This window comes from Chitinophaga chungangae, assembly GCF_017742215.1.
GTDB classification, from domain to species: domain Bacteria; phylum Bacteroidota; class Bacteroidia; order Chitinophagales; family Chitinophagaceae; genus Chitinophaga; species Chitinophaga chungangae.
Genome location: NZ_JAGHKP010000002.1, coordinates 1,110,774 through 1,125,252 on the forward strand (window position 1 = coordinate 1,110,774; position 14,479 = coordinate 1,125,252).

At 58.1% G+C, this 14,479-nt stretch carries 3 protein-coding genes; all 3 read left to right on the forward strand.

Annotated elements, in window-relative coordinates; all coding sequences use genetic code 11:
• The first annotated feature begins 506 nt into the window (after nucleotides 1-506).
• On the forward strand, nucleotides 507-11,264 hold the full coding sequence (locus J7I43_RS12805) for an Ig-like domain-containing protein (RefSeq protein ID WP_209146072.1): 10,758 nt from the start codon (nucleotides 507-509) through the stop codon (nucleotides 11,262-11,264).
• Nucleotides 11,265-11,354: 90 nt separating this feature from the next.
• Entirely contained in the window at nucleotides 11,355-12,365 is a 1,011-nt protein-coding gene (locus J7I43_RS12810; protein ID WP_209146073.1) for a PorP/SprF family type IX secretion system membrane protein, read from the forward strand.
• Nucleotides 12,366-12,395: 30 nt separating this feature from the next.
• Nucleotides 12,396-14,381, forward strand: a complete 1,986-nt coding sequence (locus tag J7I43_RS12815) for an OmpA family protein (protein WP_209146074.1) — start codon at nucleotides 12,396-12,398, stop codon at nucleotides 14,379-14,381.
• The last annotated feature ends 98 nt before the right edge of the window (nucleotides 14,382-14,479 follow it).

The window sequence follows — 14,479 nt, forward strand, 5'->3', positions numbered from 1 at the left end:
TTGCTGGATAATCCTTTTCACAAGGATGATTGAGTGCGGCAAAAAGAGTGAAAGCGCTGAACACACAGGTATGTTTTTACGGGTTCGTGACATTCGTACATGACTATACGAGATACGCAGCTTGAACATGTTTTGTTCACTGTTCATGAAAATGAACAGAATGAACAAGCTATTCAAAGAATGAACAGAGCGCTTTTTGTTCACGTGAATGAACAGGAATGGTACATCGATTCCCGGTTGAAGCCCTTTAATTTCGTGTTGTCAGATATGTAGTGCTTCCGAATATACCTTAGATCAAACCGAGAATGTATCCTATCAAAAACAAATTAAACGGCTCCGAATTACCTGGATTTTTTTTGACGTGATATCTGTGAAAATACCGGTTCTCCTATGTGTATGAAATAGGCTTATAAGGAAAGAAACCCCTGTGTCCTCACAGGCCGTATCCCGCTACATTACCAGGATCAAACGCAAACATTACTTCATTATAACCCAAACCATTGTATATGAGTTTTAATGTTACTCCTAAATGCCTTTTGCGCGCCCTTATTGTCTTTTCCGCGTTCTGGCTTTCCAGCTGGCCGGTGACAGGTGCGCGCGCTGCCGCGAATGCCGCGCCCACGGCCTTTACGCAGTACTGGTGGTACCCCGCCCAGGTTTCCGGCACGCCGGAATACCCGTACGGCAGATCACCGCTGACAACAGCCGGCAGCAGCACTTTCAAAGCAAACGCCTTTTTTGCCGCAGGCCCCATTTACAGCGCCGGCGCGAGCGACCAGGAAATCAAACCTTCCATATTGCTCTGCCCCCTCTGCGCTATCAACAACGACGGGCTCAGTCACGACGGCGACCCCAACACCGCCGCCGAAGTGAACGCCACGCTGGGGATTCTCGCCAACGTAGGCCAGCGCATTATATTCCCCGGTACGTACGAAGCGGGAGATACCGTAGTGGTAGACTTCGCGGTGCCTTCCACGGTAGTGGACCTTTCGCTGCTCGGCGGCATCCGCCTGGCCGCGTTCAACGGCACCTCCACCACGCCCGTGCTCGATGTTCCGCTTAATTCCCCTCTTATCAACGTGCAGGCGCTCGGGGTAGGCGCCGGCGGGAAACAACGCGCCAAAGTGGCCATCCCCGCGCAGTTCGACAGGGTGGAAGTTACCATCGGCGCGGTGCTGAACACGCTCAGCAACCTGCTGATCTACGAAGTGACCGCCATGGTGCCCGTTACCATCACGCCTTCCGGAACGCCCGTGATATCTCCCGCAGGCAGCTCCGCCGCGCTCACCGCTTCCATGCGCCTCGGCGCCGCCACCTTCGAATGGTTCGACGCGCCCACCGGCGGAACCTCACTCGGCACCGGCGCTACGTTCAACACACCCGTGCTTACGCGCGGCGTGCATACCTATTACGTTTCCGCCACCACCACGGCCGACGATAAAGACAGTTATCTGCGTACAGCCGTGACCGTAGACGTGGGCGGCGGTCCCGGTCTTTTATGGACATACGGCGACCAGCAGGCGAGCCCCCGCCTGTCCGGCATCTGCGCGTTGTGTACCGTGGTAGACCCGCTGAACGCCGTGGATGCGGATCCCAACACTTCTTCGCTGTTATCCGCCCCCGTGGGCGCGCTCAGCAGCGTAGGCCAGCTGATCCAGTTCCCCGGCATCTACCAGGCGGGAGACAGCATCGTGCTCGACCTGGAATTGCCCGGCCAGCTGTACACCAAATCGATACTGACCAACATCACCATACAACCTTACCTGGGCGCGGCCACATCCGGGCCTGCCACCGATCTCGGCACCGATCTCATCAACGTGCAATTGCTGGGTATCGGTATCGGCGGCACTAACAAGTTCAGGGTGAGCATACCCGCCACCGCCCCGTTCGACGGTGTGCAGGTGAACCTGAACGCCGTGCTGGCCGAACTGGCCGCCCTGCGCATCTATGAGGCCGCCGCCATGATACCCGTGGCCGTTACGCCTTCGCCCGCGCAAATACCTTATAATACTTCCGCTTCGCTGAACGCCACCGTGCGGCCTTCAGGCGCCACCATCAACTGGTACGCCACGCCCACCGGCGGTTCGCCGCTGCAAACGGGCGCTGCCTTTAACACGCCGCAGCTTACCCGCAGCACTACTTATTACGTGGAAGCTTCTACTCCCGATGGTCTTACCAGTTATTTACGTACTGCCGTTACCGTTACACTCGGCGGTGCAGACGGTCCGTTATGGAGTTATGGCGATACCGAACAAAGCCCGCAGCTGAGCGGCATCTGCGCCGGCTGCTCCGTGCAAAACCCGGAACTGGCCATCGACCACGATACCACTACCGCTTCGAATATCAGCATACCGCTGGGCGTGCTCAGCTCCGCCGGCCAGCTGATCCGCTTCCCGGGCAATTACCAGGCCCTGGACAGCATTATACTCGACCTGGCCATCCCGGCAGGACAATTGCTCAACGCGCAATTATTATCCGGCATCCGGGTAGAAACCTTTAACGGCGCCACTCCCAACAACGATGCGGCCTCGTTCAGCACCGCGCTTGCCAACGCGCAATTGCTGGGCATTTCAGTGGGCCCCACCGGTAAATTCAGGGTTGCGCTGCCTGCCACCGCTCCGTTCGACGCGGTGCAGGTATCGCTCACGCCCGTAGTAGGCGGTCTTGCCAACCTGCAGGTATTCGAAGCCACTGCCATGGTGCCGGTAACGGTAAGCCCCGCCGAACAAACCGTTCCGGCCGGCACCACCGCCTCCATCACCGCGGGCAACCGGCTTTCGGGCGCAATCTTCAACTGGTATACATCCTCCACCGGCGGTTCACCCGTAGGTTCCGGCGCAACGTTCACCACGCCGCCCATGAGCCGCCGCACTGTTTATTACGTGGAAGCATCCACGCCTGACGGTCTTACCAGCTTCAGCCGTACCCCCGCTGCCGTAAACGTAGGCGGCGGCCCCGGCCCGCTGTGGACGTACGGCGACCGCCAGGCCGGCGCCGTGATCACCGGCGTTTGCCTGAATTGTACCGTTACGGACGGAGACAATGCGGTGGATGAGGATACCGCCACTTCTTCGCTTATCACCACTACCGTTGGCGCATTGGGTTCCGTTTCGCAGCTGATCCATTTCCCCGGCACTTACCAGGCCGGCGACAGCGTAGCGTTCGACTTGGAACTGCCCGACCAGCTGTTCAGCCTGCAGGCGCTGAGCGGCCTCACCGTACAGTCATATACCGGCAATACGCCCAACGGCGATGCCGTTACGCTCGATAATAACCTTGTGAGAATAGAACCGCTGGGCCTCGGCGTTGGCACTACCGGCAAATTCCGCGTGATATTGCCGGTGAACAACGCGTTCGACGGTGTAAGCATCGGCACCAATTCGGCGTTGTCCGCGCTCGGCAACCTGCGCGTATACGAAGCCGTGGCCTTTATGCCCGTGACGGTTACGCCGCCCGCCCCGGTGATCCCTTCCGGCACCACTGCCACCATGACGGCCAGCGTGCGCGCTCCGGGCGCTACCTACGCCTGGTACGATGCGCGTACCGGCGGCACCTTGCTTGGGTCTACCGCAGACTTTACCACACCACCGCTTACCCGCAGCAAAGAATATTATGTGGAAGCGTCCACGCCCGATGGCAAAAAGAGCTTTGTTCGTACTGCCGTTCCAGTTACAGTTGGCGGCGGTCCCGGCCCGCTCTGGACGTACGGCGATAACCAGCAAAGCCCCGTCATTGGCGGCGTTTGTCTCGGCTGCATTGTGCAGAGCCCTGATCTTGCGGTAGACGGAGACACCACCACCGCTTCACAGGCCATCATCACCGTTGGCGCGCTTGGTTCGGTAGGGCAGATCATTAAATTCCCCGGCACCTACCAGGCGGGAGACAGCATTTCCTTCACGCTCGGCGTGCCCGCACAGGTACTGAGCGCGCAGTTGCTCTCCGGCATCCGGGTGCAGACGTTCAACGGCACCACGCCCAATAACGACGCCATTATGCTGGACAACGATCTCATTAACCTCCAGGCGCTCGGCCTGGACGTAACGGGCAATGTCAGCAAATTCCGTGTAACCGTACCCGTTAATGCCGGGTTTGACGGTGCGCAGGTAGACCTTACCGGTCTTGTTTCAGCGTTGGGCAGCCTGAATATTTATGAAGCCGCGGCATTTATACCTGTAACGGTAATGCCGCCTTCCGCCACGGTTCCGTTTGGCCACGATACGACGTTCATCGCGTCCATCAGGCTGCCGGACGCTACGTTCAGCTGGTACGATACGCCCACGGGCGGTACGCCGCTGTTCACCGGCACTGCTTTTAACACGCCGGTACTGATCGCAGACAAAACATATTATGTAGAAGCCGCCACGCCCGACGGGCTGAAGAGTTATATCCGCACGGCGGTGCCTGTTACGGTAACCGTTGGCCCGGCCAGTCCCGACCTGAGCTGCGGCCGCGGCGTTACGCAGAGCGGCTCCACTTTCGGACTTTGCCTGCTGTGCTCGATCCAGGATTCGACGATGGCGGTAGACGATAATGCGCAAACTTCCTCGTCGATACATGTGCCGGTGGGCCTGTTGGGCGCGGGCGCTTACCAGCGCTTCCAGTTCGGCAACCCAAGTGCTCCGGGCGACAGTCTTCGCATAGTGGTAGGCTCCACTACCGGCCTGCTCAACCTGCAATTGCTGGGCAACGTCACCATCCGCCCGCGCAATAACGGCGTTGAAAACGCGGCGGACGTGCGCCCGCTGAACAACGGCCTGCTTACCCTGCAACTGCTGGACGGCGGCAGCCGCCAGGTGATCTCTTTCGCGCCCTCCGCCATATTCGACGAAGTGGAAATAAGGATTGCCGGCGTTGCATCCGCATTGACGGAGATCAACATATTTTATGTACAGCAAATAACGCCGCGCGCAACGGCAGCATCCGATACCGTGAACGTATGCAGCGGTACGCCCGCTGTGCTGAACGCTTCCGGTCCGGCAGGCGCTACCTTCCGCTGGTACGATGCGCCGACAGGCGGCACGCTGCTCTTCACCGGCGCCACTTTTACCACGCCGGCTGTTACCGCCGACGGAGTGTACTACCTGGAAGCCGCTTCCGCAGGCTCCACCTGCCCGAGCGAAGTGCGCAGCCCCGTATTTGTAAAAGTCGGCCTGCCCACCGTTACCGTAACGGCCAATTCAGTGACCATCCCGCAAGGCGGTACGGCCACCTTTAACGTGAACACGCCGGATACCGCGCTTACCTACAACTGGTACAGCGCACCCGCCGGCGGCACTCCGCTGTTCACCGGCCCGAGCTTCACTACGCCGCCGTTGAATGCCACCACGACTTTCTATGTGGAAGCAAGCAATTCAGACGGTTGCGTAAGCGCGCAGCGTATCGCCGTGATCGCAAACGTAGTGATCACAGATCCTGACGCGCCCTGCGATATCGCCACCACGCAGGTCAGCAATGCGAACGGCATATGCCTGGGCTGTTATGTAGATAATCAAAATTCCGCCGCCGACGCGAGCACCACCACCTTCTCCAGCATGCACGTAATTGCGGGGCTGCTGGGAGGTTACGTGCAGCAAACGCTCATCTTCACAGGGGCCAGCGATGCGGACGACAGCGTGAGAATGCTGATCTCCTTCCCGTCTTCGCTTGCAGACGTGGGGCTGCTGGGATCGCTGCAACTGGCGACTTACAACGGCACGACATACAATAACGACCGCACCGATTTGAACGGAGGGTTGCTTTCGCTGAAACTGTTGCCTGGCAACACGCAGGCGCTGGTGTCCTTTGCTCCGTCAGCGATATTCGACAGGGTGGAACTTCGCATGAACTCAGGCGTGGCTACCGCGCTTAGCGCAGTGAATGTGCATTACGCACAACGTTTTGTGCCGGTACCCGATCTGCAGGTAGACACCGTGTCCACCTGCCCGGGCAGCACCGCCACGCTGGCGGTTGCGCCGAGGCCGAACACTGTGTTCCGCTGGTACAGCACGCCCACGGGCGGCACACCGCTGTTCACCGGTACTTCTTTTGAATCAGGCCCTGTAAGTTCCGATACGGCCTTCTATGTGGAAGCCGTTAAAACATCCACCAACTGCGCGAACCCGGTTCGTACCATCGGTGTGGTGAACATCGACAGCGTACCGGCTGCGCCGACGCTGGAAAGCACTGCAGTGACCACTTGCAGCGGCGGCAGCGCAACGCTGAGGGCAACCGCCCCGGCCGGCGCCACCTTCCGCTGGTACGATACGCCCACCGGCGGTACTGCGATATTCACGGGCGCTGCGTTTGTAACGCCCGCGCTCGACAGTTCCGTAGTGTATTATGCTGAAACGGTATCTTCAGGCGGTTGCGCCAGCGCGACCAGAACGGCGGTACAGGTAGATGTGACCGCGCGCCCCGGCACGCCGGATGTTACACCGAACGGCACCTCCATCTGCGCGGGCAATATGGCTACCCTCACGGCAAGCTCCGCAACGCCGGGCGTTACCTTCAACTGGTACGCCAGCGCCGCATTGGACAGCATCATCTTCAGCGGGCCGGTATTTACCACGCCGGCGCTTAATACAACGACCACTTATTTTGTTACGGCCGCAAACGGCCAGTGCCAGAGCGCAACGCCAAGGTCTGTGACCGTACAGGTGAACGCAGCGGCCATACAGCCGACCGTAAGCATGCTGCCTGCGGGAGGTATTATTGAATACGGTCAAACCGCCACGCTTACCGCTACATCCGGCACCGCAGGCGCAACATACCGCTGGTTCCTGGATTCGCTGGGCACTGTGCCTGTGTTTACAGGAGCGCAGTATGTAACGCCGCAACTTGCCACCACGACCAAATATTTCGTGGAAGCAGTAGCGCCGTCTGGTTGCGCCAGCATGCGCGCATCGATCACGGTGAGGGTGAACCGCAATTTTAATCCGGGCTGCGATTTCGCGAACGCGCAAACCTTTAACATAAATGGCATTTGCCTGCTTTGCGCCGTTACGGACGCGGATAATGCGGTAGATACCGACACGACGAACTTTGCGAACATCCAGCTGCCGGTGGGTGTTGGAGGCAGCGTGTCTTACTTCTTCGATTTCGGTACCCTCGCCGCGGCGGGTGATACCGCGAAGATCCGGTTCGCCACACCGGCCGGCCTGCTGGACGCGGCAGCATTATCCAACATCCGGGTAACGTCGTACAACGGCGCTACTTCCAACAACGACACGCGCACGCTGAGCAGCAGCGCGCTGAGAGTAGTGTTGCTGGGCGGCGGCAATCAGCAGGTGGTGCTGTTTGCACCCGGCGCGGCGTACACAAGAATAGAAATAAAACTCAGCGGCCTGGTAGGCGCGTTGCTGAATATGAACCTGTATTACGCGAACCGCGTGCTGGCATCGCCGGCCGTAACGGCGAGCGCAACCACGCTATGCGCCGGCGGACAGGCTACTTTAACGGCAACAGCGTCCGACAGTGCAACGGTGCGCTGGTACAACGTACCGACAGGCGGCACGCCGTTGTTCACCGGTAAAGTTTACACTACCGGCAATATCACCGCCACCACTACTTATTATGCGGAAAGCTACCGTGCGTCCACCAATTGCGTGAACCCGATCCGTACGCCGGTGACCATCAGCGTACTGCCGGTTCCCGACGCACCGGTAATTATCAGCGGCGATACATCCATCTGCACCGGCGGCGTAGCGATACTCCAGGCGAGAACGGTGGACCCCGCGCACAGCATCCGCTGGTTCGACGCGGCTTCCGGCGGGGTAGCGCTGTCTCTCGACAGTGTGTTCACCACCCCGGCGCTCTCCGCTAACAAGACTTATTATGCAGAAGCATACAACGGCGCATGTGGCAGTCTCACAAGAGTACCGGTAACGGTAACCGTGGGCACGCAACCGACCGATCCGGTGCTCGAATCCAATAACCTCACCATCTGTTCCGGCAACACTGCCGAACTGAAGGTAACTTCCAGCACGGCAGGCCTCACCATCCGCTGGTACACCGTACAGGCCGGTGGCACGCCGGTAGCTACGGGCGCCACCTTCGTTACGCCAGTGCTTTCATCCACCACCATTTACTACGTAGAAGCGGTGAACAACACAGGCGGTTGCATCAATCCTGGCGGCAGGCTGCAGGCAACGGTGAATGTGAATGCAACGCCGGCGGTACCGGTATTGCTGGATTCAGTGACCTCCATTTGCCGCAACCAGCCGGCTACATTGTCCGTGCGCAACCCGCAACCGGGCGTGACCTACAACTGGTACGACGCGGCCACAGGCGGTACGCTGCGCTACACCGGCGCCAGCATTACAACGGCCGCACTCACCGATACGGCCACGTTCTTCGTGGAAGCTGCAGGCACGGGCAACTGCGCCAGCACCAGCCGTGCGGTAGCCGCAGTAAGCGTGGTAACATTGCTGCCTGCACCGACAGTTGAATCCGCAAACGTATCCGTATGCCGCGGTTCCCAGGCGGTACTGCGCATCAGCAGCCCGCAGGCAGGGGTAACGTACAACTGGTACGACGCCCCGGGTGGCAACCTGCTGTTTACCGGCCCGGTTTACACCACCGGCGTAGCAGTGTCGAACGCTACTTATCATGTGGAAGCCGTTGGCTCGGGAGGCTGTGCCAGCGCGGGCCTTACCCAGGTGAACGTAACGGTGACCGATGCGCCCGCATTGCCGGTGATCGTCGGCAGCACCACCGTATGCCAGGGCAGCCCGATCAGCCTGAGCATTCAGAACCCCGTGGCTACGATCACTTATAACTGGTACAACGTAGCGACCGGAGGCACCCGTCTTGCACAAGGCGCCACCTTTGCACCCACGGGCGTAACCACCACCACGACCTATTATGTTGAAGCTGTAAACGGCAGCTGCACCAGCGCGGGCAGAACATCTGTGACCGTAACGGTGAACCCCGCTCCGCCGGCAGTAACCGTAGACGCGACTGCGAAAACAGTGTGCACCGGCAACAGCGCCGAACTGCATGTAACCAACGTGCAGGCGGGCATTACCTACCGCTGGTACGATGCGGCGACGGGCGGCACCCTGCTGGCCTCTACGCCGGATTACACGAGCGCGGCGCTTACAGCGAATAAAGATTTTTATGTTGAAGCGGTGAACGCAAGCAATTGCGTAAGTACTGGCAGAACGAAAATAACCGTAACCGTTGTGAGCGGGCCTACCCCGCCAACGGTTGAATCGACCAGCGTGGCCGTATGCCGCAATGCACAGGCTACATTGCGCGTAACAAATGCGGTGGCGGGCAACACCTACAACTGGTACGACGCCCCGGGCGGCACCCTGCTGTTTACGGGCACGGTATTTACCACCCCGGCCGCTACCGCACCGGCAGACTATTACGTGGAAGCCATCAGTGCCGGCAACTGCGGCAGCACAACGCTTACGAAAGTGGAGGTTACCATAACCGAACCACCCGCCGTTCCTGTTGTTGGCGGCACCACCACGATCTGCCTCGGCGCACCGGTAACGCTTACCATTACCAGTCCGCAAACCGGCCTGACCTACAACTGGTACAGCGCTGCCACCGGCGGCACACCCCTGGCACAGGGCACATCCTTTGCGCCCAGCGGCGTAACCGCTACCACTACCTACTATGTAGAAGCAGCGGCGGGCGCCTGCACCAGCACCAGCAGAACCACCGTGACCGTAACGGTGAACCCCGTTCCTCCGTCTGTAACGGTAGAAGCTTCCACGAAGTCTGTATGCGCGGGCAACCAGGCAACCCTGAACGTAACCAACGTGCAGCCGGGCCTTACTTACCGCTGGTACGACGTACCGACGGGCGGCACGGCGCTGGCCAGCACGCCGACCTACACGACCAGCGCGATCACGGCGAATAAAGACTTCTATGTTGAAGCCGTGAACACGTCCAATTGCGCAAGCGCAACCCGCACAAGAGTAAGCGTGACCATTACCAACGGTCCTGCATTACCTGCGGTAGCCGCTTCCGTAACGGTATGCCGCGGCAACCGGGCAACGTCCAGCATTATCAATCCGCGCACCGATCTGCAATACCGCTGGTACGACGCGCCGATCGGCGGCACGCTGCTGTTCACCGGCAGCATGTACACCAGCAATCCGCTCAGCGCAAGAGATACCGTGTATGTTGAAGCGATGGCTGCAGGCGGTACCTGCACCAGCAACGGGCGCAGCCAGGTAATACTGATCGCGTCGGACGCACCGGGCACCCCGGTACTGACAGATGGCGGCGCAGTAACGATCTGCACCGGTTCCACCGCTACCTTCACCGTACAGAACCCGCTGCCGAATACGACTTACCGCTGGTACGACGCTGCCGTGAACGGCAACCTCCTGCAGGATAATGCAAGCCCCACGTTCACCACACCGGCGCTTACCGCCAACCTGGACGTATATGTTGAAGCGGTGATAGGCGGAGGCTGCGCGAGTGCAGGCAGGGCCAAAGCGACCGCAACGGTAGGCAACATACCACAGCCGCCGGTTGTGAACGCGGACGCAGGCACTGTTTGTCCTGACAGCACCGCAACGCTCAGGGCCACATCGGCACAGGCAGGCGTAACCTTCACCTGGTACACGACGGCCACCGGCGGCAACGCCATATTCACCGGTCCAGTGTTCACCACGCCGGCGCTCACTGCGGCAACTACCTACTACGTAGCGGCCGGCTTTAGCGGCGGATGCGTCAGCGCAACCCGCACGCCGGTTACCATTAATATTTACGCGGTGCTGCCCGCACCGACGGTATCGGTGGCGAACAGAACGGCGAACTCCATCACCTTTACATGGAACGCCATTGCAGGCGCGCTGGGCTACAGGGTATCTACCGACGGCGGCGTAACGTTCACGCAACCGAGCTCCGGCCTCACCGGCACCACGCATACCGTTACCAACCTTCAGCCGAACCAGGTTGTCACCCTGCAGGTGATGGCTGTAGGCGCCAGCGAATGTGCGAACAGCGCATGGTTCCAGGGCGGCGGCGGAACGGATAACCCCGCGGGCAACCTCATCTTCGTACCGAATGCCTTTACCCCGAACAACGACGGTACCAACGACATCCTGTATGTATACGGCACCACGATCGCGACGCTGGAAATGAGGATCTACAACCAGTGGGGCCAGCAGGTATTTGAAACGAAAGATAAAGGCCGCGGATGGGATGGCACGATGAGCGGCAAAAAACAGCCGATCGGCGTATACAACTACGCATTGCGCGCTAGCCTGCAGGATGGTACAACCGTACAGAAACGAGGGACCATAACAATTATCCGTTAAACAGATAATCAGGCAAGCAAACACAAAAAACCGCCGGAGTGAAGCTTCACCCTTCATTCCGGCTAACTCAAACTCAAAAAAAATGTTCCTATGAAGAATAAAATATTAATCACTGTGACGCTCCTTTGCGCCTTGCTTGCAAATCCGGCACGCGCGCAGGTTGACCCGCATTTTTCCCAGTATTATGCTTATCCTTTATGGCTGAACCCTGCACTGGCGGGCGTGATAGACGGGGATTACCGGCTTACCGGAAATTACCGCAACCAATGGGCGAATTTCGGAAACCCGTATTCAACGGCCGGTGTGTCTTTCGATGCGCCAACGAAGAAAAATCTCGGCCTGGGCGTTACCGCGCTGAATATGTCCGCCGGCGATGCAGGTTACAACTATTTCAATGCAATGGCCACCGTTTCGTACAGCGGCGTAAAAATGGGTAAGAACGGTACCACGCAGCTGGTAGCGGGCATCCAGGCGGGGGTGATCAATCGCCGGGTGGACCAGAGCAAATTCCAGCTGGGCAGCCAGTACAACCCCGTAATGGGCTTCGACCCGAGCATCCCTTCCGGCGAAACGCTGAGGGCTACTTCATCCACTGTTTTTGACGCCAATGCCGGCCTTCTCCTGTTTGATGGAAACCCCAACCACCGCTTTAACCCATTCATCGGGGTAGCGGGCGCGCACCTTACGCAACCAGACGACCCGTTTGTAGCGGAAGATAAGGAAAGCCGTTCGCTGCCCATCCGATACACCGTGCATGGTGGTTCGCGTATACGCCTTACCGATATGGTGGGCATTACGCCGCACGGTCTTTACATGCGCCAGGGCAACGCCGAAGAGATCGTTGCGGGCGTGTATTCGCAGATCAGGGTGAACCTGGAATTCGACCTGCTGCTGGGCGCCAATTACCGCATCAACGACGCGGTATCGCCGTTCGCAGGTTTCCATTACAAAAATTTCACCCTCGGCCTCAGCTACGACGCCAATACGTCTAACCTGCGCAGGCTCACCAAAGGCAGCAATGCTTTCGAAGTGTCGTTGTCTTTCATCGGCCGCAAACGCAGGATCATGCAGCCCGAATATTTCATTTGCCCGAGGTTATAACCGCCCCGCTCACATCAAACGATGCACCTTATGAAAAGAATTACACTCATATGCATACTGGCGCTGACGGGGATCTTCGGGTCCCTGAAAGCCCAGTACGTACAGGATTACAAACGCACGGCCGATCTTTATTTCGAGCAGAAGGATTTTTATTCCGCCGCGCAATATTACAGCAAGGCGCTGGGCACCTTCGCCGTGAAACCCGGCGAATACAGGCCCTACCAGCTGGATAAAGACGGCAAGAACAAACAAAAAAAGCTCAAGGATTACGAACAGGTCGTGTACCGCCTCGCCGAATCGTACCGCATGTACCGCGACTTCGGCAACGCCGCCAAATATTATGAAGAAGCCACCAATTTCGACCCAATACAATTCCCGCTGGCCCGCTACTGGTTCGCGGTTTGCGTAAGAGCTAATGCAAAAACGGCGGCCGATTACGAAAAAGCGCTCGCACAGTTCAAACAATTCAAAAGCGGGTATAAAGCATTCGACGAGCCTTCAAAAACGGCCGACCTCGAGATCAAAAACTGCGAATTTGCCATCGAGGAAATGAAATACCCGCCGCGGTTCGAAGTGGAAAAAGTAACCGGCAACATCAACCAAGGCGGCGCCAATTATGCGCCCGTACCGGTGAACGAAGGCACTTTTTATTTCACTTCTTCCCGCCTGGATTCTACGCTTATCAATAAAAAAACAAACCCGTTCGTGAACACCTTGTATGTTGCAACGGGCGACGATAACAATTTCAACAGCCGCGAAAAAGTATCCATCCCCATGGAAAAAGGCGTGGAGCAAGGCGTTGCTTCCCTCACGCCGGATGGCAATACGCTTTACGTAACGCGCTGGACCGTAAAAGACGGCAACAAAAAATCCGCGATCTACCGCAGCACCCGCAGCGGCAACGGATGGACGGAGCCGCAGCTGATCTTCAAAGAAGCGGATTACAGCGATAAAGAACCGTTCGTGACGGCAGACGGAAAATACCTGCTCTTCGTTTCGGACCGCCCCGGGAGCGCCGGCAAATTCGACCTTTGGGTATCGGCCATCACGGGCGGAAGCCTCAGCGAGCCAAGCAACATGGGCAAAACGCTCAACTCCCCCGGCGACGAAAGCGCGCCGTTCTACGATCCCGCGAAACAGGTGCTGGTATTCAGTTCCAACGGCCGCGTGGGTTTCGGCGGCATGGACTTTTTCACCAGCAAAGGCGATTTCAGCAGCGCATGGTCCGCCCCCGAAAATCTCGGTTACCCCATCAACTCCGCGAAAGACGATCAGTATTACGCCGGGCTTACACCCGCCAGCGCCACACAGAAAGGCTTCATCAGTTCCGACCGCGAGTCCATCTGCTGCCTGGAAATATTCGCTTTTAAAAGAAGGGTGAAAATGGCCGGCGGCATGGTGCTCGACTGCGAGACCAACAAACCGCTGCAGGGCGCGAAGATCACTTTGCTGGACAGCGCGCAGAAAGCCGTGGAAGTGCAGCAGTCCGGTATTGCGGGTAATTACATGTTCGAAGTGGAAATGAATAAAAAATACCGCGTGGTGATCGAGAAAGACAATTATTTCTCGAAGAATTACACCTTCAATACGGAGCAGTTGTCTATGGTCGATTCCATGATGAACCCCACCGTTTGCCTGAAACGTTTTGAGATCGACAAGCCGATCGTAATCAACGACATCTTCTACGATTACAACAAAGCCACCTTGCGGCCCGAATCGAAAGTGATATTGGATACCCTGTATTATCTCCTGCTGGATAATCCCAAAATGGAGATCGAGCTGGGCGCGCATACGGACAGCAAAGGCACGGACGCCTACAACCTGAAATTGTCCAACGCCAGGGCCAAATCCTGCGTGGATTATCTCATCGGCAAAGGCATTCCCGCCAGCAGGGTGATCAGCAAAGGTTACGGCGAATCGAGGCCGGTGGCGCCTAACACGCTGCCCAACGGCAAAGACAATCCTGAAGGTCGCCAACTCAACAGGCGAACGGAATTCAAGGTGTTGAAAAATTAATGCAAACGCAGAAAGACGTTCTTACCGGGAATTCTTTCCCACCATGAACCATATCCTATTCATATACAATCAGCAGCCGGGCGCGTCCGGCTGCTCTC